The sequence below is a fragment of the Neobacillus sp. SRL179 genome, assembly GCF_984799095.1.
Map to the genome: position 1 here is coordinate 2,078,282 of NZ_OZ481792.1, position 25,824 is coordinate 2,104,105.

The window sequence follows — 25,824 nt, forward strand, 5'->3', positions numbered from 1 at the left end:
TCTAGTAACAAGGGGGATTATGATGGACGATATTGTCATTTTAAGTGCGGTTCGCACGCCAGTTGGGAGATATGGCGGTGCCCTTAAAACGGTGAACTCAGGTACTCTTGGCTCAATTGTCATCAAAGAGGCCATAAAACGAGCCGGTATAACACCTGAACAAGTGCATGAAGTGATTTTAGGGGAGGTCAGGCAATCAACCGAATCCTCAAACGTAGCGAGGGTGGCTGCCTTAAGAGCGGGTGTACCGGAAACGGCCCCGGCATTTACCATTAACCGGCTATGTGCGTCAGGACTGCAGGCAGTTGCGTCAGCTGCACAGCAAATCATAACCAAGCAAGCGGAAATTGTTGTGGCCGGCGGTACAGAAAGTATGAGTAATGCCCCAATGTATTTAAGAAATACCCGTTTCGGCGGCGATCAAGCCAAGCTTGTGGATGCAAACACTGAAGCAGGGCAGCAGCCGCATGAGATTTACGGCCGTGAGCTGGGCATGGGAATGACAGCTGAAAATGTGGCGGAACGATATGGAATTTCCCGAGAAGATCAAGATGCCTTCGCCTATCAGAGTCAGTGCCGAGCTGCAGCTGCGATTGAACAAAATCGATTTGCGGATGAAATTGTACCGGTTGAGGTGAGAGGGAAGAAAAGTTCGATAACGGTTACGGACGATGAGCATCCAAGACCGGAAACAACTTTAGCTGCCCTTACTAAATTGAAGCCAGCCTTTAAAGAGAATGGGACAGTTACAGCGGGAAATGCCTGTGGTCGAAATGATGGGGCAGCTGCGATGGTCCTTATGAATTCCAGCCAAGCTGAAAATCTAGGAATCAAACCGCTAGCAAGAATTGTCGACTGGACCGTGGCAGGAGTTTCTCCAGAGCTGATGGGAATTGGTCCGGTGCCGGCTGTTAACAAGCTGATGGATCGCACCAACTTATCCATAGATGATATAGATTTATTTGAATTAAATGAAGCTTTTGCATCGCAGTCGTTAGCCGTGATTCGTGAATTGAATCTTGATATGGACAAAGTAAATGTTAATGGAGGGGCCATTGCACTCGGACACCCGCTTGGAGCGACAGGGGTAAAAATCCTAACGACATTACTTTACGAGCTTATCCGCCGTCAGAAAAGAAGAGGAATTGCGACTCTCTGTGTGGGGGGAGGGCAAGGGATGGCAATGTTGGTAGAGATTATGTGATGTATTTCTCAACTAGAAAGGAGGGTAACAATGAAACTACCTAAAACGAACTCTACTTTTTTTGACTATATGGGTTTTAGCAGTGGAATGATCGAACCCTTTCAGCTAGAACTGAGCAGGCAGCCCCATTTACTTCAAGAGGATGGTACTGTCCACCCCGGCGTTTTCTCCACTATGCTAGACATCACCATGGGAGCTAGCGTTTCGCTTAAGACAAATTCATTTGCGGCGACCATAAATTTAAACTTATCTTTTTTTGACCTTTTACCAAAAGAAAACTATCAGGCGGAAACCACAATCCTGAAGATAGAAGAAAAATATGTAACGGCAGAAGGAGCCATTTACGATCCTAACAGAGTCCTCGTTGCCAAAGGAATTGGTACCTTCAAAACAACTCCTATTATTTAAGAATAGTAAAAAGGGCGGTGATAAATTGCAGGAAGTGAATGCTTACGTTCTTAAACAATTGGAAACAAGCCCATTTTTCAACCATATTGGTTTTGAACTTTTTCGTTATGATGACGATCAAATTGGTCTAAGACTCCCATTAAAAGAAGAGTTGTTAAATACCAATAAAACCGTTCATGGCGGGGTTCATGCCTCTATGTTAGCGATGATTCAAACAACGGTGCTGCATTCTATATATCAAGCACCAGCAGTGGCCATGAATTTGGATGTTCATTATTTTACTGCAACAAATGCTGGTAACCTTTATGCAAAGGCTAAAATTCTCCAAAAAGGTTATAAACTTGCTACGGTTGAAGCTGAAATTCAAGATGATCAACAGCAGGTAGTAGCGAAAGGAACGGGAATTTATAAGATACTTAGAAAGACATAAGGTATTCTACTATATTGATGAAGAAAATGACGTAAATTTTCTGTTGAATATTCTAAAAATTTCTAATATTATATATTTAACAACATACCAACTAGTTAGTATGTTAAGGAGGGTACAAATAATGAATTTTGATTATTCCGAGAAAGTAAAAGACTATCAGAAAAAGCTAACAGCCTTTATGGACGAATACGTTTATCCAAATGAAAAACTCTATCATGAGCAAATTGATAAAAATGCACCTTTTTCAAAGGTACCGCCAATTATGGAGGAGCTTAAAGAGAAAGCGAAACAGCATGGTTTATGGAATTTATTTTTACCAGAGAGTGAATTTGGGGCCGGTTTAACCAACGTCGAATATGCCCCGTTGTGTGAAATTATGGGACGTTCAAGTATTGCACCGGAAGTTTTCAATTGTGCCGCCCCTGACACAGGCAATATGGAGGTTCTGGTCCGATATGGAACAGACGAACATAAAGAAAAATGGCTAAAGCCGCTGCTAAATGGTGAGATTCGTTCGTGCTTTTCCATGACGGAGCCGGAAGTCGCGTCCTCGGATGCTACGAATATTCAAGCCAGTATTGTTCGCGATGGTGATGAATATGTCATTAACGGGACGAAATGGTGGTCATCTGGTGCGGGAGATCCGCGCTGTAAGATTGCGATTGTAATGGGTAAAAATGATCCGACTGCCCCTACATATGAACAGCAATCCATGATTCTCGTTCCACTTGATTCTCCTGGAGTCACGATTAAAAGGATTTTACCTGTGTTTGGATATGATCATGCACCGCACGGTCACGCTGAAATTGAGTATAAAGATGTTCGAGTTCCTGTTTCCAATATTCTTTGGGGCGAAGGAAAAGGTTTTGCGATTGCCCAAGGACGGCTTGGACCTGGAAGAATTCACCATTGTATGAGAACGATTGGTGCTGCGGAACGAGCACTTGAAGAATTGTGTAAACGCGTTCAGAGTCGTGTTGCGTTTGGGAAAAAGCTTTCTGAGCAGGGTGTTATTCAGGAATGGATTGCCGAGGCAAGAATTGAAATTGAACAATCTAGATTGCTTACGCTTAAAGCGGCCTACATGATGGACACAGTGGGGAATAAAGAAGCAAAAGCTGAAATTGCGATGATTAAAGTGGTTGCCCCCAATATGGCCTTAAAGATTATAGATCGTGCGATTCAAGCCTTTGGCGGTGCAGGTGTAAGTGAGGATACACCACTAGCTGCAAGTTGGGCCAATATTCGGACGCTTAGATTGGCGGACGGTCCTGATGAGGTTCACAAACGGGCAATCGCTAGGTACGAATTAAAAAAATATCGATGAATCATTTGGTAGGGGGATGAAAAGATGAATGTGAAACAACTATTTGATTTAACCGGAAAAGTGGCGATTGTTACAGGCGGTGGCAGGGGACTGGGTCAGCAAATTGCGGAAGGATTTGCCGAGGCAGGTGCCCATGTGGTGGTCTGTTCAAGAAAACTAGAAGCGTGTGAGGAAGTAAGTGAGGGTTTGCGAAAACTTGGCGTTGAGAGCTTCGCGTTAAAATGTGATGTGTCTAATCCTGAGGACGTAAGAAACGTCGTGGAGCGGACGGTTGAAAAGTTTGGCAGGATTGATATTTTGGTCAATAATAGCGGGGCCTCTTGGGGTGCTCCTGTTGAAGAAATGCCGCTGGAGGCTTGGCAAAAGGTAATGAATGTCAATGTGACTGGTACTTTCTTAATGTCACAGGCGGTTGGAAGAGTGATGCTTGAACAAAAGGCAGGAAAAATTATTAATATTGCTTCGGTTGCCGGCTTACAAGGCAGCAATCCTAAATATATGAATGCGATTGGCTATAACTCTAGTAAAGGCGCTGTCATTACGTTTACAAAGGATTTAGCTGTAAAATGGGGGCCGCAAGGAATTTATGTAAATGCGATTGCTCCTGGATTCTTCCCGACAAAAATGTCTAAAGGCCTGCTCGATCATGGAGGAGAGGCTATTTTGGAAGGGACACCATTAAGGAAATTTGGCTCCGATACGGATATTAAAGGAGTGGCGTTATTTTTAGCAGCACCAGCCTCCGACTTTGTGACGGGAGACATTGTCGTGGTCGATGGCGGGGCACATGCTATGTAGGTTAAATTGGGTTCTTTAGTGGAAACCTGTAATTTTTAAAATTTCTAGGGGGAGATCAGCGCAATGAATAGAGATGCAGTCATCGTTTCAGCCGTCCGCACGGCCATTGGCAGGCAAGGGAGTGCTCTAGCCGGTATACCTGCACATGTAATAGGAGCGGAAGTTATCAAGGAAGCCGTCAAAAGGGCGAATATTAATCCTGAGTTAATAGATGATGTTATTTTTGGAAATGTATTATCGGGCGGTGGGAACATTGCGAGGTTAACTGCGTTACAAACAGGTCTATCACTGGATTTACCTGGTTTGACCATAGATAGACAATGTGGTTCCGGTCTCAATGCTATTAACCTAGCTGCCCAAGCGATTCGGGCAGGGGATGGCGATGTTTATATTGCTGGTGGTACAGAAAGTATGAGCCGGGCCCCATATTTGATGGATCGTCCTGAGAAGCCATATAGTCCGATGCCGCCAAGCTTTAGAAAATCCCAGCTATCCCCTAAAGAAATTGGCGACCCGCCAATGGGGATTACTGCTGAAAACCTTGTAGCAAAATACGAAATCACAAGAGAAGAGCAGGATGAATTTGCTTTCCAAAGCCAGCAGCGGATGGCCGTTGCTATGGCCGAAGGACGCTTTGATGAACAAATTGTCCCGATTACAATACCAGTTAAAAAGGGAGAGCCGATTGTTTTTAAAACGGATGAACATCCACGGCCGCAAACGACATTGGAGGCCCTGGAAAGGTTGCAGCCAGCATTCTTAAAAGGTGGAACGGTGACGGCAGGGAATAGCTCGGGTTTAAATGATGCTGCTTCTGCCCTTGTCATTATGTCAAGGGAAAAAGCTGAAGAACTAAATCTGACACCGTTAGCTGTCATTCGAGCCTATGCTGTTGCAGGTGTGGATCCTAATATTATGGGAATTGGCCCGGTTCCTGCAGTGAAAAAGGTGTTGCAGAAGTCTGGTTATTCATTAGAAGAGATGGACCTAATCGAAATCAATGAGGCATTTGCTGCACAGGTACTAGCCTGTAATCGAGAGCTAGAAATGAATCTTGAAAAAGTTAATGTAAACGGCGGAGCGATTGCCCATGGCCATCCGCTAGGGGCAACGGGTGCTATTCTAGCAACGAAAGCTGTTTATGAGCTAAAACGGTCTGGCGGAAGATACGCTTTGCTTACTGCATGTATCGGCGGCGGGCAGGGAATTGCGACGATCCTGGAAAGAGAATAGGAATTTTTGGTATGTGCTACTAGTTAAGTATTTTTTTAGAGTAATTGTGCCCGTGGAGCATAGAAAAGCGGGCGGACGGTCATAAAAAAGGTAATTATGCCCGTGGAGCTCAGAAAACCGTTCGGACGGTCATAAAAAAAGGTAATTGTGCCCGTGGAGCATAGAAAAGCGGGCGGACGGTCATAGAAAAAGGTAATAGTGCCCGTAAAGCTCAGAAATAATGCGATCCGGGCACTATAGAGGGTTCACAGTGCCCATGCCAACGAAAAAAGAACTCCAACCGGTACTATAAGAGGCCAAACATTGCCCGTGAAGCAAAAATAAGAGCATTCCAAGGCACTAAGAAAAACAAAGCAGGAAAGGGAACCTGCAGTTGCCGAAAGGAACTATCCTATGAAGCAAAAAATAATCGAAACCGGAATCCGCTTGTTTGATCAAAATGGATTTAAATCTACATCTGTGCAGGATATTGTTCAATCGCTGGATGTAACGAAGGGAACCTTTTATTATTACTTTACAAGTAAAGAAGAGCTTCTCAAGGATATCCACCTGTATTATATCGATGGACTTGTAAAACAGCAGGAAGGCATAATACAAGATTCCTCGACCACCATTACAAAAAAACTATACCTGATCGTCTCCATGCTTATCCTAAACATTCGTATGGAGCGGCCCAGCGCGAGGATTTTTACCAGAGAGATTAGACACCTGAGCGAAAAATACATCGAAGAAATTAAAGAGAAACGAGCCTTGTTTAGGAAGAATACACAAAAATTAATTGAGGATGGTATTTTTCAAGGAGAATTTAAAACAGGCTTGCGATCTGATATCGTAACGATGGGTATTCTCGGCATCACAAATTGGAGCTATTACTGGTTTAACCCAGCCGGAGAAGTAACAGAAGAAAAAGTAATAGAGATTTTTATCGATATGATTCTAAATGGAATATCTAAAAATGACAGCGTTTTCAATTGATTCGATCATCTTACAAAAAAGGGGAGATGTCTGTGTTAACTCTTCATTATGAATACTGGCCAAAAATCTCAAAATCATTAAGGGTACCCTCCACATCTTTATACGACAACCTCAAAGTAAGTGCAACCCGTTATCCAGATCAAGATGCCATCTTCTATTATGGAAATAAATTAACTTATGAGCAGCTGGATGCCGAGGTTAATGCACTTGCTGGTTACCTCCAACATAAGTTAAACGTTCAAAAAGACGAAAAGGTCTTGCTCTTCATGCAAAATTCACCTCAATTTGTAATCGGCTATTATGCGATTTTAAGGGCTAATGCGGTGGTGGTTCCCATCAACCCGATGCTAGTTGCTGATGAACTAGAATTTTATGTTCGGGATTGTGAAATTAAGACCGCCTTAGCTGGTCAAGAACTATACGACCGTATTGCTCCGTTATTAAATAAAACATCTCTTACCAATTTGGTCCTCGCCGCTTATTCGGATTATGCAGGTGTTGGATTTGAGGGGATGTTACCAAAAGAAGTGGAGGCATCAAGAGTTCAGTTTACAAGCCAAGGCCACTACCTTTGGGACGAAGCCATACAAACCAGCCTCATTCCAACTGAACACACGGCCAAGGGCGATGATTTAGCATGTCTGCCTTATACCTCAGGAACCACTGGTTTACCGAAAGGGTGTATGCATACAAATCGAACTATAAATGCAAACACAGTGGGGGCCTACCATTGGTCATCCACAACAACGAATGCTGTTCATTTAATGTCACTGCCGCTTTTTCATGTTACAGGGATGGTACATAGCATGCATATGCCGATTTTTAGCGGAAGTACCATGGTTATCATGACAAGATGGAACAGAGATGCCGCGGTTGAAATGATTAAAACATTAGGCTGTACTCATTGGGTTACGATTGCGACAATGATTGTAGACTTTCTAGCAAACCCAAATCTGAAAAAAGAAGATATTGCCTCGTTAACATCGATTTCCGGCGGGGGTGCCGCTTTACCAGAAGCGGTTGGGGAAAAATTATATCAGCTATCGGGTTTGCGTTTTGTTGAAGGTTATGGATTATCCGAAACCATTGCCCAAACACACTTTAATCCGCCAGACCGCCCGAAAATGCAATGCTTGGGAATCCCATCATTTGATGTAGATGCTAGAATCATAGAACCTGCAACCGGTAAAGAGCTTGGTGTTGGCGAAATAGGCGAGATTATCGTAAACGGTCCGCAGGTAATGGTTGGCTACTATAATCGCGATGACGAAAATAGAAGTTCCTTCATTGAAATTGAAGGAAAGCAGTTTTTTAGAACGGGAGATATCGGTCGTTGTGATGAAGAAGGATATTTCTTTATCGTCGACCGTGTGAAACGAATGATTAATGCATCAGGTTTTAAGGTTTGGCCAACTGAAGTGGAATCGTACCTTTATAAACATCCAGCCATCCAACAGGCTTGCGTTGTCGGAGTCCCCGATCCACGAAGAGGGGAAACAGTCAAGGCATTTGTTATTCTAAACGATGACTATGAGGGGAAAGTAACCGCAGAGGAAATTATTGAGTGGTCGAAACAGCATATGGCTGCCTATAAATACCCTAGATTTATTGAATTCAGAAAGCAGTTCCCGATGACAACGAGCGGCAAGATTTTATGGCGCACCCTTCAAGAAGAGGAACGAGTGAAGGTTGAAAATAAGGTGCAGTAACGGTTGTTTAATAAAGGGGGAGCAGCAAAGAAAGTTAGCAGCTCCCTCCCTAATGATGTAATTGACTTATTTCTTCAACCAATGTTTAAGGGGGAGAGCTATGGAGATTCTTATTCAGCAATTATTTAATGGTTTAACCATTGGAAGCGTTTATGCCCTGGTAGCATTAGGACTAACACTTGTCTATGGAATCCTGCACATACCGAATTTTGCACATGGTGCACTATATATGATGGGCGGTTATATCACTTTAACGATGATGACCAAATTTGGACTCCACTATTGGGTTGCTATTTTCGTGTCGATCATCGTAGTGGGGCTCATTGGTGTATTTATGGAAAGGTTTGTTTTTCATCCATTGAGGGAGGCACCGCCAATCCATGATAAGATTGCTGCGATTGGAATTCTCTTATTCTTGGAAGCGTTTGCTCAATTTTATTGGGGGGCGGAATACCAGAGCATGCCTACCCCATATGGTGAGGTTGTCCAAATCTTTGGGTTAACGTTTACGATGCAGCGTATCCTCATCGTTGTGTCCGCTCTTGTGGTCATGGTTCTATTATACCTATTCTTAAAAAAGACCTTTACGGGTGCTACCATTATTGCGATGTCACAAAATCGAGAAGGAGCCAACCTCGTTGGAGTGAATACAAACAAGGTGGCGATGCTTACTTTCATGATTTCAGGAGCGCTTGCTGCAATCGCCAGTTCCCTTTCAGCACCGATTAATCTAGTCTTCCCAGGAATGGGACAGCTTGTTATTTTAAAGGCGTTCGTCATTATTATCCTCGGTGGAATGGGAAGTATTCCTGGTGCAATTGTTGGAGGCTATATTTTAGGCTTTAGTGAAAGTTTAGGGGCAACGTATGTTTCGAATGATTACAAGGACATTATCGCGTTTATCCTCCTTGTCATTATTTTAACAGTAAAGCCAACCGGGCTGTTTTCTAAAGGGGGCCAGCATTGATGTCCAAGATTTTTAAACAAAGAAATGTCATCTCTGTATTGATTTTACTGGCGCTCATTTTTCCTATAATGACTGATAACACTTATTTTGTTCATGTTATGACCCTCTCATTTATTTGGATGATTGGTGTTTATGGGCTGAACTTACTCGCAGGCTATACGGGGTATCTATCATTGGCTCATGCAGGCTTCTTTGCGATTGGCGCTTATTCATTAGGAATTTTAACGGTAAAAGCACAAATGAACTTTTGGCTTGCTTTTGTTTTATCGCTGTTCATTACTTGTCTCATAGGCGTGGTTGTAGGATTAATCGCCTTTCGGACAAAAGAACATTTTTTCGCCATTTATACGTTGTGTCTGGGGTACATTTTGTATCTTGTCATCGATAAATGGGACAGTCTAACCGAGGGTGTCCGTGGATTGATTGGTATCCCAGCACCAGCAGGAATTGGTCCCCTAAATTTTGAAACAGAGACTGGCCATTACTATTTAGTCTTATTTTTCTTGCTCGTTGTTGTGCTAGTTATGTATCGGATCATTCATTCCTTATCAGGCAGAACCTATATTGCCATTAGGAATAGTGAAGATTTAGCGAAGACAATCGGGATTTCAACTATGAAAAATAAATTAACGGTGTTTGTATTATCAACCCTTTTTGCCGGTCTTTCTGGTGCCCTTTATGCATCGTTTGTTCGCTTTATCGGTCCAGATATTGGCGCCATTTCGATTACGTTTGATTTACTTACCTATCTATTGATCGGTGGAATTGGAACCTTAAGTGGGCCGCTTGTAGGAACGCTGCTTATTGTCTGGCTTTCACAGCAGCTGCAGGGCTTTCAGGAGTACAGAATGCTCATATTTGGTCCTGTTTTAACTTTACTGGTTATCTTTTATCCGCGCGGCATCGTGGGTGCAGTTTCAACTGCATATAGCAAATTTAAACTCAAAAAGGCACAACAAGGGGTATCAACGAAAATCAGTGGCACCGCCTCGCTAAAAGGTGAAATACTCCCTGAAAAGCAAGTAAAGGAGGGGTAAGAATGATCTTTTTGGAAACGAAGAATTTAACGAAACGGTTTGGCGGCTTAGTGGCCGTTAATAATGTCGACTTTGCCATTGAAAAAGGGAAAATAAATGCCATCATTGGTCCAAACGGGGCGGGGAAATCTACCTTTTTCAACTTAATTAGTGGCTTTCATCGTCCGAGCTCAGGCTCTGTTATTTTTAATGGCAAAGATATTACTACCTTACCATCTGATAAAATTGCCAAGCTGGGAGTAGCCCGTACCTTTCAAACAACCAATTTGTTTGAACAATCCACCGTTTTGGACAATGTCATTGTTGGGCATCGTTTACGGACAAAATCAAACCTACTTGATGCCGTTCTGAGAACACCCCGACTTAAATCAGAAGAGGCTCAATGCCGCGAAAAAGCGATGGACGTCTTGGAATTCTGTGACTTAAAAAACGTAGCAACAAATCTAGTAGGTAGTTTAACGCAAGAGGAGAAAAAACGAACGGCGTTTGCACTTGCGTTAGCAACGGACCCTGAAATTGTCTTTCTTGATGAACCAGCTGCAGGGGTTAATCCTGATGAAACAGAAGGCTTGGCAGAATTAATGAACAAGATGGTTGCTAATGGCATTACCGTCTGTTTAATAGAGCACAAGATGCAAATGATTATGAAAATAGCAGATAAAATCATGGTTTTAAATTATGGAGAAAAGATTGCTGAAGGAAGTCCAGAAGAGATTCGTAATAATGAAACCGTTATTAAAGCGTATTTAGGAGGGAGCGCAAGTGCTTAGTTTAAAAAATATCTCTGTTAAATACGGAAGTTTCACTGCTATTCATGATGTGAATATTGAGGTGAATGAAGGAGAAATCGTCGTCCTGTTAGGGTCAAATGGTGCGGGCAAAAGTACCACGTTTCGAACCATTAGCGGTTTAAGCAGATCCTCTGTTGGAGAAATTCACTTCGAAGGAAAGAAGTTAAACAAATATTCAGCTGATCAAATTGTAAAATTGGGAATCGGTCAATGTCCTGAAGGAAGGAAGCTTTTCCCAGCCATGTCTGTGGAGGAAAATCTCCGGATGGGTGCTTATATTCATAGGGGGAAGAAGGCAGAAATCAAACATTCTCTCGACCATGTATATGAATTATTTCCGATCTTAAACGAAAAGAGGAATGATGCTGCGGGTTCTCTTAGCGGCGGACAGCAGCAAATGCTGGCCATTGGCAGGGCGTTAATGTCAAAACCAAAACTCATGCTGCTTGATGAACCATCGGTAGGTCTTGCTCCATTAATTGTCGAGCAAATGTTTGAGGTGATTCAGAAAATTAATAACGAGGGGACGACCATCCTATTGGCGGAACAAAATGCCAATGCTGCCCTAAAGATAGCTGATAAAGGCTATGTATTTGAAAATGGCTCGATAGTTCTTCAAGGTACATCGGAAGAATTATTCGCCAATGATGAAGTAAGAAAAGCTTATATTGGTGCTTAAAAGAGGATGCCTGTTAAAGGGGGTGATGAAGGATATTTCATCACTGAAAAATGCTGAATATTTGAAATAATAGTAGGGGGAAAACGAATGAAAAAAATGAAGTCTCTATTAATGTCCAGTTTGATTTTCTTAATCATTTTCACTTTAGCAGCATGTAATAGCACTGAGGAAAAACCCGCCAGCACGAAACCATCAGCAGGGGGCGGCGATACTAAAACTGAAGCAGCAGGAACAGTGAATATTGGGTACACAGGACCATTAAGCGGACCAGCAGCATTCTATGGGGAACGTACCTTAAATGGGATTAAGATGGCCTCTGAGGAAATTAACAGCGCAGGCGGCTTTGAAGTTGGCGGCAAGAAATACAAATTGAATATTGTCTCATTGGATGATAAATACTTGCCAAACGAGGCAGGTGCGAATGCCAAAAGGCTGATTCAAGAAAATAAGACTCCGATTATATTTACCCCGCATTCTGGCGGAGTATTTGCCCTGCAGGTATTCAATCAACAAGATAAGTTTATTATTGGGGCCTATACTAGTGAACCGAAAGTATCGGAGGTTGGAAATAATCTGACTGTTCGGATTCCACCCCGTTACGATGGATATTTAAAGCCATTTACCGACTATGAGATGAAAAAGTTTGGCAAGAAAATCGCCTTCCTTCCGACCTCTTCACAATACGGTAAGGATTGGTCTGAAAAACTGAAAGCACATTGGGAAAAAGAGGGTGGAAAGGTAGTCTATAACTCTTCGATTGACTTTGCCAAAGAAACAGACTTCTTTACCACTGTCACGAATGCGCTTAAAGAGAAGCCAGATGTATTATTTATTGGCGGTGCATCTGAACCGACTGCAAAAGTGGCGAAACAAGCACGGGAGCTTGGCTTTAAAGGCGGATTCATCATAATGGACCAAGCAAAGCTGGATGAAATGAAGGCAGTTACGGGTTCTTATGAATCTCTAAACGGCTCCATCGGCGTTATGCCATTGGTGGAATCCAGCAGTCCAGCTATCCCGGATTTTGCTGAAAAGTATAAAGAAAAGTATAAGGAAACTCCTGGTTCTGAAGCAGGATTAAATTACATTGCTATGTATATCTTTGTTGAGGCAATGAAGGCGGCGGGATCAGTGGACGATGCCGAAAAAATCCAAGCTAAAATGCAAGATGGCGTAAGCAACATCCCTGATAATGTCAAAATCTACGATTTTAATAAGTTTACGGGCGGCGGCTTCGACGGTGAATTAGAAGTAGCTGCTGTTGAAGATGGAAAAATTGTACCGATTAAAGTTGAAAAATAATAACTAAAGAACCGTTTTCTTGGCCATTTGGGGGAACCCCTGTAGTCAAGCAAACCATATTAATGAAATCCCACCTTGTTGATACAGCATAGCATCCTATATGTTGTTGGATCACAAGGGGGATTTTTATTTAAATATTTTTTTAAAAAATCATATTAACGCTAAATTAAAAATATAGTTTTGATAGCAGATTGGTCAAACCTCTCGTGGTATGATGAGTCAATTTTTTTGGAGGGAGGGGCCGCTTTTGTTTAAAATTGTTCCACTTGAATTAACTACTCACTTTGCAGAAGGAACAGTAAATGCCTTTTTGGTATTGGGTGAAACCAATACCTTAATTGATACTGGCAACCCTGGAAAAGAGTCCTTTGACCAACTTAAGTCCATTCTACATAGGCACAGTGTAACACTAAAGGATCTTGATCATATTGTCCTGACACATATCCATGTGGATCATGCCGGAGGTATTCCACACATACAAGAAGAAGTGGATATACCAATATTTGTCCATGAGCAGGCGAGGGACTTTATTAATGGAGACATACATGAGTTTGAAAGAATGGAAGAGTTTTTTAAGCAATTTTTAACCACCAGTGGTGCCGACCCTAAACAGCACATGGTTCAACGCCGCTTCAAAGAGGAAAAATGGCAGAATGTAACCTATGTAAAAGAGGGGGACATCATTCCAATTGGGGGAAAAGGGTTTGAGGTGGTTCATGTTCCAGGTCACAGTCAATCCGATATGTTGATGTGGAATCGTAAAACTGGCGATGCTTTTGCAGGAGACCATTTAATTAAGTCATTTTCTGTTAACGCTTTCATTGAACCGCCCAATTATGGCGAAGTCAGGCGGCCAAAACCATTATTACAGTATAGGGCTTCTCTCGAAAAGATTAGCCGGCTTCCATTAAAAATGATTTATCCGGGTCATGGCGAGGTATTTGAGGATCATTTGCCTTTAATTAAAACAAGATTACAAGAACAGGAGAAGCGCTGTAAACAGATTCTAACGATTCTCGACAGCGGAGAAAAAAGTATATTTGAGATTTGCCAAGAAATGTACCCCAGACTGCGTGGATATACCATATTTTTAGGTTTGTCGCAAATACAAGGTCATCTTGATTTGCTTGAAATAAGAAAACAAGTCTGCTTTACACAAAGAGGAACGGTACTAAAGTATCGAGCTATTTAGATTGGATGAGCGATGGGTTAATGTGTTTTATTTCAAACAAGGAGTTGATTTTGTGAAGCTTAAGGATGTACTTGAAACGAACATCGCAGATTTTGGTGAATATCCATTTTTGGTTTTCAAAGAAAAGACCTATACCAATGTAGAAACAAGGGAGTTAGCTGATCAATTTGCGCGCGGATTGAGTAAACTCGGGATTACAAAGGGTGACCGCGTCATGATTTGTATGCCCAATTGTCCAGAGGTCCTGTTTGCCTATCAAGGAATAACAAGAGCGGGTGCCATTATCGTACCAGTCATGTTTACCCTTCACCCAAAGGAGCTTCATTTTATTGCCCGGAATTCAGGGGCGAAAGCAGTCATCACCTCATCCTTTGTTCTTCAAAATGTCGAAAGATCTATAGAAAGCCTGCCAGCGCAGCCGGCTTTAATTGTGGTCGATCAACCATCTAAAGATCAAGTGATTAATTTTTATGATGTTATGGATCAGAGTGGAGGTCCTTTGGATGATGATGTTTCGCCTGAAGATACGGCAGTCGTATTGTATACATCTGGCACCACAGGAAATCCCAAAGGGGTTTTACTGACTCATAAAAATTTATTTTCCAATGCTGAAAATTCAGCCAAACATAATGAGCTGGAACGTGGGACAACATTAGGTGTCCTTCCGCTTGCCCATGTGTATGGTCTTACGGTATCCAATGTATGTGCGTTAACCGGCAGTTCCATTGTGATTTTTTCTAGTTTTGATGTTAAAGCCGTCTTGCGGGCCATAGAGGATTATCAAGTGAAATCCTTTTCTGCTGTGCCGGCAATGATTCATGCATTAGTATCCTATCCGCAGGCTGAAAGCTATAACACGTCCAGTCTCGAATCGGTGGGATCCGGTTCTGCACCCCTCCCGGTTGCTTTATTACAAGCATTTGAGCAGAAATTTGGAGCAAAAGTATATGAAGGGTACGGTTTGTCTGAAGCAGCACCCGTTGTAACGGCTCATAAGAAAGGGATAGAGATTAAACCAGGTTCGGTCGGAATTCCGATCCCAGGAGTGGAAATCAAAATTGTGAATGAGAATGGTGAAGAAGTTCCAACGGGTGAAGTCGGTGAATTGATCGTTCGTGGTGATAATGTCACACCGGGGTATTACCAAAATAGCGAAGAATCCCTGCGGGTTTTAAAGGATTCCTGGCTATTTACAGGCGATATGGCCCGCGTTGATGATGAGGGCTATCTCTTCATAGTCGATCGGAAAAAGGATCTCATTATCCGCGGCGGATTTAATGTCTATCCGCGTGATATCGAAGAGATATTGAACGGTCATGATGCTGTCTATGAAGCAGCGGTAGTAGGTGTGCCAGATGAACGAATGGGTGAAGAAATGGTGGCCTGTGTTGTGAAGAAGCCAGGAACGGACGTGACAGAAGCAGAATTGATCCAATATTGTCAGGAGCACCTAGCGAAAAATAAATCACCGAGACGAGTGGTTTTTCTAGAGTCACTTCCAAGGAATGGTGTAGGAAAAATATTAAAAACACAGCTGCGCACTACAGCGGCAGAATTTGTGAGTAAACCAAATATAAGATAGGAGTTGTTTGTAAATGGAAAAAAGGACGATTTTAACCACCAGTACTAGAGGAATACTAGAAGATTCTTTTCCTTACCGTCTTTATCAAAAGGCAAAGAGGGTAGGGACCTGGAATCCTGCAGATATCGACTTTAGTCAAGATCAAAAGGATTGGGAAAAGATGAATGTAGAACAGCAGCAAGATATTCTCCGGTTAATTTCCCAATTTCAAGCCGGAGAGGAAGCCGTTACCTTGGACCTGCTCCCGCTTATTATGGCGATTGCCAAAGAGGGGCGATTGGAAGAAGAAATGTTTTTAACCACTTTTTTATATGAGGAAGCGAAGCACACTGAATTTTTCCGACTGGTCTTGAATGCCATTGGCGAAAAGGGTGATTTATCTCATTTTCATACTGGAGCCTATGAAAAGATATTCTATGAAATTCTCCCAACGGCGATGGAACGGTTGGTAACGGACCAATCACCTGAAGCAATTGCCGAGGCGTCTGTCGTATATAACATGTTCGTTGAAGGTGTTTTAGCGGAAACGGGTTACTTTTCGTTCTATGCCGCGCTCGAGACAGCTGGAATTATGCCTGGACTGCTGGAGGGCATCGGTAATTTAAAAAGGGATGAGTCCAGGCATATTGGCTACGGCACATTCCTGCTACAGAGATTGATTAGTGAACATCCACATCTTTTTGATTTTGTGGCTGCCAAGATGGGAGAGTTAACACCATTAGCCATACAGCTTAACCAGGAGGGCATCGCGGGAAGGGAGGTAAGTGCGTTCGGCGGAAACCCTGATGAAATTATGAATTTTACGCTAAAACAGTTATCTGTCCGAATGGAAATATTAGCGAGGGCCAAAGGCAAAAAAATCGAAGAGATTTATAGAAATACAGAAAGTGAGTTAGGGGTTTTGTAGTCAGAATCATGATCCGAATAAAATAAATGAACATGTGCCCGTATCAAAAAGGGTAATTGTGCCCGTGACGGGTGAAAAAAGGCAGCGACGGTCATAAAAAAACAGATTTGTGCCCGTGACGGGTGAAAAAAAGGCAGCGTCGGTCATAAAAAATTAGAATTATTCCCGTGACGAGTGAAAAAAGGCTGTAGCGGTCACAAAAAAATTATTGTGCCATTTGCAGGTCAAAAAGATTAGCATCGGTTATCAAAAATTTATAGAAAAAAATAATAGTAGAGGAGGAATAAATCATGACAGTAGAAGTTGAAGTGCAAACATTTCCCCATTTCATTAATGGAAAATGGGAGCCTGCAAGCAGTCAGGAAACATTTGATGTATTTAATCCTGCAACCGGAGAGCTTGTGGCAAAAGTAGCTAAAGGGTCAGAGGAGGATGTTGATCGTGCTGTTAAAGCAGCACGTGCAGCCTTTGATCAGGGCGATTGGAAAAACATGAAGCCGAAGGAGCGCGCAAAAATATTATATGCCATCTCCCACAAAATTGCTGAACATGCCCAAGAATTAGCCTACCTAGAAGCGATCAGTTCTGGCGGTACGGTTCGCCGGATTGGCAATAGTGATATTTTACAAATGGTCGATTTATTTCAAACGTTAGCAAATTTCACACTGGAGTACCCTTTTTCCGAAACACTGCCCGTTCCACCATTCCCAGGACCTGCTCATAACTTTATTTGGCGTGAGCCGATTGGTGTATGCGCCGCAATTACCCCTTGGAATCTTCCAATGGTGATTGCCACATGGAAAATTGCTCCGGCACTTGCGATGGGAAATACCGTTGTGATTAAGCCGGCCAGTTATACACCGCTATCTACCATAAAGCTGGCAGAACTTATTTCAGCAGTGGTGCCGCCTGGAGTGATTAACGTAGTAACAGGACCAGGAGCAGAAGTGGGAGAAGCTTTAGTGAAGCATCCACTTGTCGACAAAGTTGCCTTTACGGGCTCAACAGAAGTGGGCAGACAAATCATGGGGCTGGCGGCTGGCACCATTAAAAATACCACCCTCGAGCTTGGCGGTAAATCACCTAATATCATCTTAGAAGATGCGGACCTCAACATTGCCCTGCCAGGAAGTCTGTTCGGTGTGTTTCTCCACTCGGGTCAGCTGTGTGAGTCAGGCACAAGGCTATTCGTTCCAGATAGTCTTTATGATCAAGTAGTAGCAGGTTTGACTGCCTTAACTAGTAAGTTAAAGCTTGGAAATCCGCTTGACCCCACAACAGATGTAGGACCTGTCATTTCTAAAAAACAAAAGGAAACCATTCTTTCCTATATTGAAGCAGGCAAACAAGAAGGGGCAACACTTATTTGCGGTGGTAAAGAAGCAGTGGTTCCAGGTTGTGAGGCTGGACACTTTATCGAGCCAACCATTTTTACAAATGTAACCAATGACATGAAAATTGCTCAAGAGGAAATTTTCGGTCCTGTATTATGTGTTATTCGCTATTCGGACCTTGAGGAAGCCATTCAAATGGCCAATGACACGATTTATGGCTTAGCTGCGGGTGTTTGGACTCGGGATGTCAATAAAGCCTATGACGTGGCTAGAAAGCTTCAAGCAGGGGTAGTTTGGATTAATGACTGGCATATGCTTCGCAGTGATGCCCCATTTGGCGGTTATAAACAAAGTGGCATCGGCCGGGAAATGGGCAAGCATTCCCTTGATGCGTATACACAGGTGAAGCATGTTCATACCTCGATGTCGCCTGAACTGGATCGTCGCAATTGGTATGGAATACTGTTTGGCCAAAACTAATAAAGAGGTGAGGATTACAATGAAAACAACCTTATCACAATTTATGTTACGTACCGGTATCTACAGTGGGTCTAATTCACGGGCGATGATTCCAAGTCTTTTTGCCGGACTTGGGGCGAAGCGGGTCCTGCTCTTAAGTGACCGTGGTTTAGAAAAAGCAGGAATCGTTGAAAAAATAGCATCCATTTTCGAGTTGACTGGTCATGGTTCAGGACCAGAGCTTGTCGGAACCTATCTTGATATTGCCCAGGATGCCGAAAGCCGCTGTATTAATGATGCAGTCCGCTATGCCCGCGAAGTGGGGGCTGATAGTTTACTAGCTGTTGGCGGCGGTAGCGTTCTTGACACCGTTAAAGGAGTCAAATATGCCCTCCATAAAGGTTTATCCGATATTAAAGAAGCTATTCCAGGCGGATTATTATATGAGCAGTTCCCTAAAGCAAACTTTATGCCGATCCCGCATATTGCCATCCCGACAACAGCGGGGACAGGATCTGAAGTGTCGCCAATAGCAGTTATTTTTAATGAAGACATCCAAATGAAGACAAACATCATCAATCCATTTATCAATGCGGATATGGCCATTTTGGATCCGGATTTAACGGTAGGACTTCCGCCGCTCATTACGGCGTTTACCGGTTTTGACGCTTTAACACATGCGATTGAAGCACTTGCTTCTCCTACGGCAACAGGTTTAACAGATGCATATGCCCTGCATGCCATCCGGCTGATTGAAAAAAATCTCCCTGTTGCGGTGGAGGATGGTGGAAATTTAGATGCCCGGATGGATCTCTTGCAAGCTAGTTTAATGGGAATTACCGCGTTTAGTTTTGCCCTAAATGCGATCCCAGTTCACAATATGGCACATGCCTATGGTGCATTATTCCGAATTCCGCATGGGTTAGCCAATGCCGTCTTTTTACCTGTCGTGATGGAGCTCGTTCCACAGTTATACCTTCCAAAGGCAGCTGATTTAGCTCAGGCAATGGATGTAGACGTGAAGGATGATTCACCGCAAATCGCCATTGAAAAAGTGATTGAAAGGATAAAATTGCTTCAGCAAAAAGTTGGTCTTCCAGCAGATTTCAAACAATACAACATCTCTGAAGAGGCACTTCAGGCGACTATTCCAGCCGTTATGAAAGACCCAGCAGCTTTGAGTTACCCAATGCCAGCGGAATTAATTGAGGCCATTGGGCAGAAGGTTGTACCTGTCGGGGTAAAGTAATCAAATTCTAAAGGGAAACAAGAGTGCTTAAAGTACTCTTGTTTTTTCAATTTTAGGAGCGGCGTTTGATGCTTATATATTTTTTTTGAAACCTTATTCATCTTGATATATAATTTGCAATAGGGTCATTCTTGTTAACGGCTTGATCTACATAATTTAAATGAGTAGGGGTAATCAAATGGAAAAAATACTTATTTTCGGTCATAAGAATCCTGATACCGATACAATTTGTTCTGCAATTGCGTATGCAGATTTGAAAAAACAATTAGGCTTTGATGTGGAACCAGTCCGTCTTGGACAAATTAATGGGGAAACACAATATGCACTCACTCAATTTAATGCAGAGGTACCTCGCCTTGTTGAAACGGTTGCGTCTGAAGTTAACTCTGTCATTTTAGTCGACCATAATGAACGCCAGCAAAGTGCAAATGATATAGCGGATGTACGCGTTTTAGAAGTAATCGATCATCACCGGATTGCTAATTTTGAAACGAGCGACCCATTGTATTACCGTTGTGAGCCTGTTGGCTGCACGGCAACAATCTTAAATAAAATGTACAAAGAAAACGGCAAGGAAATCAAAAAAGAAATTGCTGGTTTAATGTTATCTGCGATTATTTCAGATTCTTTATTATTCAAATCACCAACGTGTACGCCAGAAGATGTGGCAGCTGCACGTGAATTGGCTGAAATTGCAGGTGTCGATGCTGATAGCTACGGTTTAGAAATGCTAAAAGCTGGTGCAGATGTTCGTGACAAATCCGTTTCTGATTTGTTAAGTCTTGATGCAAAAGGCTTTGAAATGGGTTCAAGTAAGGTTGAAATTGCACAAGTCAATGTAGTCGACACGGCTGATGTTCTTGAGCGCCAAGCGGAATTGGAAACGGCTATTTCAAAAATCATTGAAGAGAAGAATTTAGATTTATTCTTATTTGTTGTAACAGACATCTTAACGAATGATTCAGTTGGTTTGGCTTTAGGAAGCAAGACTGCTGCTGTTGAAAAAGCCTATAATGTAACGCTAACAAATAATACAGCTACATTAAAGGGCGTTGTTTCCCGCAAAAAACAAATCGTTCCAGTTCTTACTGATATTTTTAATAAAGGGATTTAACACATTCCAACAAAACACCGTTCAAGCCAAATGGCTGGACGGTGTTTTGTTTGTCAATTTAAACGTCCTTTGATTTCTCTTCTTTTTTATCATTCATCAGGAAAAAGGTTAACGGTTCTTCCGATCCTGACATTATTTTGTACACATAGGACGAGGTAATTTTATAGCCGTCTTCAATTTTTGAGGCTAAGTAATTGGTCCGTTCAAATATAATGGAGCGGATGTGGTTCAGTTGACGCGATAATTTATCTAATAAGGCTTCTTGTGTATCCAACCGTTTTAGCATATCAGTTTGATAATCTTCTTGTTTAGCCATTTTTTCTACTGCTTCCTTTTGCAATTCCAGCTGCTCATTCATTTTTATGGACAACTGCTGATTTGTTTCTTCGCTTTTTTCCATCCTGCCAGCTATTTCCTGATAATGATCACTTAGCTGACTGACTTTATCTTTCATCTCTTGTTTAACAATGACTTCTTTCTCAAGAATGGCTTCTAAATTTATATTTTTCTCATTCATCTTCTGTAGGAAGTCGATAATTTGCTTTTCAACATTCTTATGCTCGAGATATTGGCTTTTCAAGTCCGTTAGTTGGTGATCAAGCTGATTCCCAAGGCTAATTTGTACTTCCTCTTGTTTTAGTGACTTGCTCCTTAGTTCTGCGAAGGCTTGGTTAAGCAGCAGATTGGCTTTTTGCTGCTCCTTGATAAAATCAGTTAAATCATCCCGCCGTGAAATGACTTGATTCTGATCGTTAATATGTTCCTTATTTTTAAAAACCTCTGGGTGTTCATGATGATTGATAAATAATCCCATACTTCTCTCCGCCTTACCCTTTGTTTTGATTAAGATAGTTTATGCCTTAAAAAGCAGGGTCGGGACAAATATGGGCGTTAGAAGAAAAAGGCCTTTAAAAAAATTAACCGGTGAAGACAAGGTAAAATGAAATAAATAGAATATAGTATACTTAAATTTATATCAGTACAAATCACCAAGGCAGAGGAGGCAAAAATAATGAGTAGATGCGGGTGGGTCAATCAAGATCCGTTATATATCGATTACCATGACCATGAATGGGGGGTCCCTGTTTATGATGACCGGCTGCTTTTTGAGTATTTAAATCTTGAAGGTGCCCAGGCAGGACTTAGCTGGTATACAATTTTAAAAAAACGGGAGAACTACCGAAAAGCCTTTGATAACTTTGAAGCCGAAAAAATTGTTCGATATGACGATAAAAAAATAGACGAACTCTTACATAATGAAGGAATCGTGAGAAATAGGCTGAAAATTAATGCAGTCATAACGAATGCGGATGCCTTTTTAAAGGTGGTCGAAGAATTTGGTTCATTCCATCGTTATATATGGTCATTTGTCGGGGGGAAGCCGATTCTTAATCATTTTAAAGAGATGAAAAATGTACCTGCTACAACTGAAATTAGTGATCGATTAAGCAAGGATTTGAAGAAACGAGGTTTTAAATTTGTCGGCTCCACGATATGTTATGCGTTTATGCAGGCAACAGGTATGGTTAATGACCATATTATTAGCTGTGAATGTTATCAAGAATAGTTTATAGGCTTCATCTACTAAAAAAAGAAGAGTCCATCACTGTGTGTGGACTCTCCCAATATAACGAAGTTTATTTTGAAGGATTTTCAACTATGAAATCTGCCGCTGGTATTGGAATAATCTTTCCACCGATTTGCACATGAACAGTATCGTTGAAAATGGCTTTCACAATTCCTTTCAACGAAATAGTTGAATTAACAGCAATTTTTTTAGACTCATTTTGATTGGCCAAATTATTCAACACCTTTCCAATATTGTCAGCAGATGACGTAAAACATCTTGTAAATAAAGATATTATAAAATATTCGCAGAAAGAATGTAAATTTCCTGCTTAATAGATTGTACTTTCTGGAAAAACTAAAAAAATGTTCATGTCACAATCATTTTATGTGCAAGGGGTGTTAAACAATAAATGATGTAACATGAACTTTGGTTCAAGTATGGCATGTTAATCATTTCTTGTCAATAAAAACATGAACTGTGGTTCAATTTATTGTTTCGTGGTATGATAGGGTTGAGGTGATTATATGCCGGAGCGTGAAGATAAACTTGTTGGTGATTTTCCTTTTGTCCCTAAACAGGAACGTGCCCAGCAAAAAAGAAATGCTTTGATTCAGAGTGGACAAGCCTTGTTTCATTCAAAGGGGTATGAACATACAACTGCAAAGGAAATTGCTGCCCATGCAGGGGTAGCGACGGGTACTTTTTATCGATATTTTTCAGATAAACGGCAATTGCTCTTGTCATTAATAGAGAATAAATTGGAAACCTTTCTCCCCCCGGAACCAAGCTTGATTTCCAATAATCCTGAATCAATGCTGGCGTCGCTTTTAGAAGCCCATTATAAGAGGCTTAATGAGTTAGGACTTCAGCGTGTATTGCCTGAGTTGTTGGCGAAGGACCCTGAACTTACAGAGGTATTGAGTAAAGCCAGAAGGAAAATCTATACTAGAATTCTTCTTAGTTTAAAACAAGCGAGTGAAAAAGATTTAACATGGACGGATTTAGACTTAGAAACGGTTTCATGGGCAATTATGGTTTTATTAGAAAATGCTCATGATCTAGAGAGTCAATCACAGAAAAGAGCTGATTATCAGGAAATGGCCAAATTGATTTGTCGGATGGTGTTTCCCCCAGCAGCCTTAGAATTTTTACAAAGTAATGAACAAGACGATTTGATGTGAAATACCAGAGAGTACAATCTTAAAAGGTGAGTTTTAATTATATTCATGAATACAACCTAATAGAACATGTAAAATCATCAAAAAGTAATAGAAATTCATTGGATGCAATTATAAATGGAAAAGTAAATCCATGTTCACTAATTTAACGAAAGCGGTGAAGAATATGAAGATTATGAAGGTAAAAGACTTTATGGTAACAGATGTCATTTCAACAAGCCCTGACAGTTCTGTAAAAGATGTTATGACCATGTTGGTGGAGAAAAAAATTGGCGGAGTACCAATTATTAAGCAGGATGGTACCTTGTGCGGGATGGTAACAGATGGTGATATTTTACGTGCCATTAAGCCAATCGACCGAAGGATTCACGATTACTTCAGTTTTATTACATATATAGCTGTTGAAGATGTGGAAGTCCATTTAAGTGAAATTATTAAAAGAGAGATTATTAACATTGCCAAAACGCATGGAATTTTGACCGTCCATCCAAATGATGATATGGAAAATGTAGTTGAAATTTTATCCAAACATCACTTTAAAAAACTTCCAGTCGTTGATGAAACCAATCATGTGGTTGGTGTCATTAGCCGCGGGGATGTTATTCGCAATATCCAGGAAACAATCGTGAAAAACTTCAATTAATTAATTTGCCCATCACAGTTTTCATCGTGATGGGCTTCTTGCTAATCACAAGCAGGTTCAGAAAAGGTGATCTCAATTTGGATGATTTCTGAACGGCTGCCAATTCGAAGTGGAGGTCCCCAGAATCCGAAGCCAGAGGAAACAATCGTATGAAGTTGATTTTTCTGGAGATAGCCCCAATCTAATTCGAATATTCTTCTAGTAATAAGATGGTTCGGTGCCATCTGTCCTCTATGTGTATGTCCTGATAAAAGTAAATCCACCTTATTATTGGCAGCTTGGCTGATTTCTGCTGGTTGATGATCCATCATGATAATAGGAACAGTTGAATCAATCTCTGAAAGTAACTTTTCTATTGGCATTCGGTTGGCATCCGTTTTATCTTTGCGGCCTGCTAAATAAAAACTATCATTAATCTTGACTACCTCATCAAGTAGGATAGTAATGCCATTTCGTTCCATTTCCTTTAGAAATGTTGGAATTCCGCCTCCATAATATTCATGATTCCCAAGAACCCCATAAATACCTAGGGGAGCTGATAGTTCCTTGATGATAGCTCCCATGTCCTTTTTGATAAAGGGTTCAGGGTCATCATCAATAATATCACCAGGCAGCAAAATAATATCTGGCTGAAGGCGATTGACTTCTCGGACAAGCCGGCGTGCATGTCTTGGACCGGAGAGTCTGCCAAAATGCATATCAGAAGCCATGGCAATTTTGAGTTTTGAATGATGGTGAGTCTGTTTCGGTATGACAATCGAAAAGGTCCGTATCACCGGACTATAGGCATTAAATGTTCCAACTATGAAAAGCACAACAAATGCAGCGAGAACGATTGTGCCAATCCAATTTACAACGGTAGATGTCGGTAGACCGGCAAAAACCATAACGAATGCGATAAGGTTGGCAATTGGTAGAAAAATAATTGCGTATTGAAGAATGCCAAACCAATAAGAACCGATTAATTTAAACAAGGGAATTCGTTTTAGTAAATGGCCAATGATGTAGGAAAATGAAATAAGGCCAACAACGATTCCATAAATCCAATTGGTCTCAACACCCCATGCTGAATGCAGCCACACCCAGCCATTCCAGCCAATATAGAAAGTTAGTGCGGAATAAATAATAAGGCCAATAAGCATATTTAATAAATATCGCGGTTTCATACACTACTCCTTCGATGATGAAATAAAACGGAAATTTAATCCAGTATTGCACGCATTATTGGACGTGTCAATAAAACAACATCGGAGAGTAAATTGTGATTTTTACCCTTCGCTTTACTATACGGGGGTATGATATAATAAATCTAAAAAGGGAGGCCGTTAAATGTCTAATGAACATGAACTTGAAGAGATCAAGGATGATTCATGCTGTGACCATGAGGGCAGCCATCGGAAGAGTCACCATTCAGATAAAGTGAAAAGCAATTTAGTCACAAGGTTAAATCGTATTGAAGGCCAAATTCGCGGTATAAAGGGTTTAATCGAAAAAGATACGTATTGTGATGACGTCATCAATCAAATATCCGCCACACAATCAGCGTTAAATAGTGTAGCCAAAATTTTACTAGAAGGCCATATGAAAAGCTGTGTCATTGAGAGGATCCAAGAAGGCGATTATGAAGTCCTCGATGAGGTGTTGGTCACCATTCAAAAATTAATGAAAAAATAAAAAGTGTAGAGTACTTATACACTATTCAAGAGAGACCTTACCATCTGGAAGGGTCTCTCTTT

Annotated in this window: 26 protein-coding genes; 23 read left to right on the forward strand and 3 right to left on the reverse strand. The window is 41.5% G+C overall.

Going from position 1 to position 25,824, the window contains the following annotated elements:
* The first annotated feature begins 19 nt into the window (after positions 1–19).
* The 19 genes from AC4E8C_RS10260 to AC4E8C_RS10350 all read left to right on the forward strand — a co-directional run bounded on the left by AC4E8C_RS10260 (position 20) and on the right by AC4E8C_RS10350 (position 20,697).
* Positions 20–1,204, forward strand: a complete 1,185-nt coding sequence (locus AC4E8C_RS10260; RefSeq protein ID WP_490212005.1) for a thiolase family protein — start codon at positions 20–22, stop codon at positions 1,202–1,204.
* A 30-nt stretch (positions 1,205–1,234) separates the two neighbouring features.
* Complete coding sequence (locus AC4E8C_RS10265) at positions 1,235–1,612, forward strand: PaaI family thioesterase (protein ID WP_490212006.1); 378 nt, start codon at positions 1,235–1,237, stop codon at positions 1,610–1,612.
* 34 nt (positions 1,613–1,646) lie between these two features.
* Positions 1,647–2,042: a PaaI family thioesterase gene (locus AC4E8C_RS10270; protein ID WP_490212522.1), complete on the forward strand. Its 396-nt coding sequence runs from the start codon at positions 1,647–1,649 to the stop codon at positions 2,040–2,042.
* A gap of 121 nt (positions 2,043–2,163) precedes the next feature.
* On the forward strand, positions 2,164–3,369 hold the full coding sequence (locus AC4E8C_RS10275; protein ID WP_490212007.1) for an acyl-CoA dehydrogenase: 1,206 nt from the start codon (positions 2,164–2,166) through the stop codon (positions 3,367–3,369).
* A 24-nt stretch (positions 3,370–3,393) separates the two neighbouring features.
* Positions 3,394–4,167: an SDR family oxidoreductase gene (locus tag AC4E8C_RS10280; RefSeq protein WP_490212008.1), complete on the forward strand. Its 774-nt coding sequence runs from the start codon at positions 3,394–3,396 to the stop codon at positions 4,165–4,167.
* Between the two features lie 63 nt (positions 4,168–4,230).
* Positions 4,231–5,400, forward strand: coding sequence for a thiolase family protein (locus AC4E8C_RS10285; RefSeq protein ID WP_490212009.1), 1,170 nt, complete (start codon positions 4,231–4,233; stop codon positions 5,398–5,400).
* A gap of 393 nt (positions 5,401–5,793) precedes the next feature.
* Positions 5,794–6,375 (forward strand): TetR/AcrR family transcriptional regulator, encoded by a 582-nt coding sequence (locus tag AC4E8C_RS10290; protein ID WP_490212010.1) that lies wholly within the window; start codon positions 5,794–5,796, stop codon positions 6,373–6,375.
* Between the two features lie 26 nt (positions 6,376–6,401).
* Positions 6,402–8,084: a long-chain fatty acid--CoA ligase gene (locus tag AC4E8C_RS10295; RefSeq protein WP_490212011.1), complete on the forward strand. Its 1,683-nt coding sequence runs from the start codon at positions 6,402–6,404 to the stop codon at positions 8,082–8,084.
* A 100-nt stretch (positions 8,085–8,184) separates the two neighbouring features.
* Complete coding sequence (locus AC4E8C_RS10300; RefSeq protein ID WP_490212012.1) at positions 8,185–9,051, forward strand: branched-chain amino acid ABC transporter permease; 867 nt, start codon at positions 8,185–8,187, stop codon at positions 9,049–9,051.
* Positions 9,051–10,088: a branched-chain amino acid ABC transporter permease gene (locus AC4E8C_RS10305; protein ID WP_490212013.1), complete on the forward strand. Its 1,038-nt coding sequence runs from the start codon at positions 9,051–9,053 to the stop codon at positions 10,086–10,088. The genes AC4E8C_RS10300 and AC4E8C_RS10305 overlap by 1 nt, the downstream gene beginning before the upstream one ends.
* A 5-nt stretch (positions 10,089–10,093) precedes the next feature.
* Positions 10,094–10,858 (forward strand): ABC transporter ATP-binding protein, encoded by a 765-nt coding sequence (locus AC4E8C_RS10310; RefSeq protein WP_490212523.1) that lies wholly within the window; start codon positions 10,094–10,096, stop codon positions 10,856–10,858.
* Positions 10,851–11,558, forward strand: a complete 708-nt coding sequence (locus tag AC4E8C_RS10315) for an ABC transporter ATP-binding protein (RefSeq protein WP_490212014.1) — start codon at positions 10,851–10,853, stop codon at positions 11,556–11,558. Before AC4E8C_RS10310 ends, AC4E8C_RS10315 begins: the two co-directional genes overlap by 8 nt.
* An 87-nt stretch (positions 11,559–11,645) precedes the next feature.
* On the forward strand, positions 11,646–12,860 hold the full coding sequence (locus AC4E8C_RS10320) for an ABC transporter substrate-binding protein (protein ID WP_490212015.1): 1,215 nt from the start codon (positions 11,646–11,648) through the stop codon (positions 12,858–12,860).
* A gap of 247 nt (positions 12,861–13,107) precedes the next feature.
* Positions 13,108–14,052, forward strand: coding sequence for an MBL fold metallo-hydrolase (locus AC4E8C_RS10325; RefSeq protein WP_490212016.1), 945 nt, complete (start codon positions 13,108–13,110; stop codon positions 14,050–14,052).
* A gap of 52 nt (positions 14,053–14,104) precedes the next feature.
* The gene (locus AC4E8C_RS10330) at positions 14,105–15,634 is read left to right on the forward strand and encodes a class I adenylate-forming enzyme family protein (protein WP_490212017.1); all 1,530 of its coding nucleotides are present in this window, start codon (positions 14,105–14,107) and stop codon (positions 15,632–15,634) included.
* Positions 15,635–15,647: 13 nt separating this feature from the next.
* Entirely contained in the window at positions 15,648–16,541 is an 894-nt protein-coding gene (locus tag AC4E8C_RS10335) for a R2-like ligand-binding oxidase (protein WP_490212018.1), read from the forward strand.
* Positions 16,542–16,831: 290 nt separating this feature from the next.
* The gene (locus AC4E8C_RS10340) at positions 16,832–18,355 is read left to right on the forward strand and encodes an aldehyde dehydrogenase family protein (RefSeq protein WP_490212019.1); all 1,524 of its coding nucleotides are present in this window, start codon (positions 16,832–16,834) and stop codon (positions 18,353–18,355) included.
* Positions 18,356–18,374: 19 nt separating this feature from the next.
* On the forward strand, positions 18,375–19,583 hold the full coding sequence (locus AC4E8C_RS10345; RefSeq protein ID WP_490212020.1) for an iron-containing alcohol dehydrogenase: 1,209 nt from the start codon (positions 18,375–18,377) through the stop codon (positions 19,581–19,583).
* Between the two features lie 178 nt (positions 19,584–19,761).
* On the forward strand, positions 19,762–20,697 hold the full coding sequence (locus AC4E8C_RS10350; RefSeq protein ID WP_490212021.1) for a manganese-dependent inorganic pyrophosphatase: 936 nt from the start codon (positions 19,762–19,764) through the stop codon (positions 20,695–20,697).
* Positions 20,698–20,755: 58 nt separating this feature from the next.
* Here the strand turns inward: AC4E8C_RS10350 and AC4E8C_RS10355 are convergent, their stop codons facing one another.
* On the reverse strand, positions 20,756–21,511 hold the full coding sequence (locus AC4E8C_RS10355) for a hypothetical protein (protein WP_490212022.1): 756 nt from the start codon (positions 21,509–21,511) through the stop codon (positions 20,756–20,758).
* 198 nt (positions 21,512–21,709) lie between these two features.
* Here AC4E8C_RS10355 and AC4E8C_RS10360 point away from each other — a divergent pair, with 198 nt between their 5' ends.
* Positions 21,710–22,264, forward strand: coding sequence for a DNA-3-methyladenine glycosylase I (locus AC4E8C_RS10360; RefSeq protein WP_490212023.1), 555 nt, complete (start codon positions 21,710–21,712; stop codon positions 22,262–22,264).
* A 70-nt stretch (positions 22,265–22,334) separates the two neighbouring features.
* On the opposite strand, the gene AC4E8C_RS10365 is transcribed toward AC4E8C_RS10360, so the two are convergent.
* Positions 22,335–22,496: a hypothetical protein gene (locus AC4E8C_RS10365; RefSeq protein ID WP_490212024.1), complete on the reverse strand. Its 162-nt coding sequence runs from the start codon at positions 22,494–22,496 to the stop codon at positions 22,335–22,337.
* A 295-nt stretch (positions 22,497–22,791) separates the two neighbouring features.
* Between AC4E8C_RS10365 and AC4E8C_RS10370 the strand changes: the two genes are divergently transcribed.
* Positions 22,792–23,448: a TetR/AcrR family transcriptional regulator gene (locus tag AC4E8C_RS10370; RefSeq protein ID WP_490212025.1), complete on the forward strand. Its 657-nt coding sequence runs from the start codon at positions 22,792–22,794 to the stop codon at positions 23,446–23,448.
* 130 nt (positions 23,449–23,578) lie between these two features.
* A complete protein-coding gene (locus AC4E8C_RS10375; protein ID WP_490212026.1) occupies positions 23,579–24,088 on the forward strand; it encodes a CBS domain-containing protein in 510 nt (169 codons plus the stop codon).
* A 41-nt stretch (positions 24,089–24,129) separates the two neighbouring features.
* Here AC4E8C_RS10375 and AC4E8C_RS10380 read toward each other — a convergent pair whose 3' ends face one another.
* Positions 24,130–25,254, reverse strand: coding sequence for a metallophosphoesterase (locus AC4E8C_RS10380; protein WP_490212027.1), 1,125 nt, complete (start codon positions 25,252–25,254; stop codon positions 24,130–24,132).
* A gap of 163 nt (positions 25,255–25,417) precedes the next feature.
* Here AC4E8C_RS10380 and AC4E8C_RS10385 point away from each other — a divergent pair, with 163 nt between their 5' ends.
* On the forward strand, positions 25,418–25,762 hold the full coding sequence (locus tag AC4E8C_RS10385; RefSeq protein WP_490212028.1) for a metal-sensitive transcriptional regulator: 345 nt from the start codon (positions 25,418–25,420) through the stop codon (positions 25,760–25,762).
* The last annotated feature ends 62 nt before the right edge of the window (positions 25,763–25,824 follow it).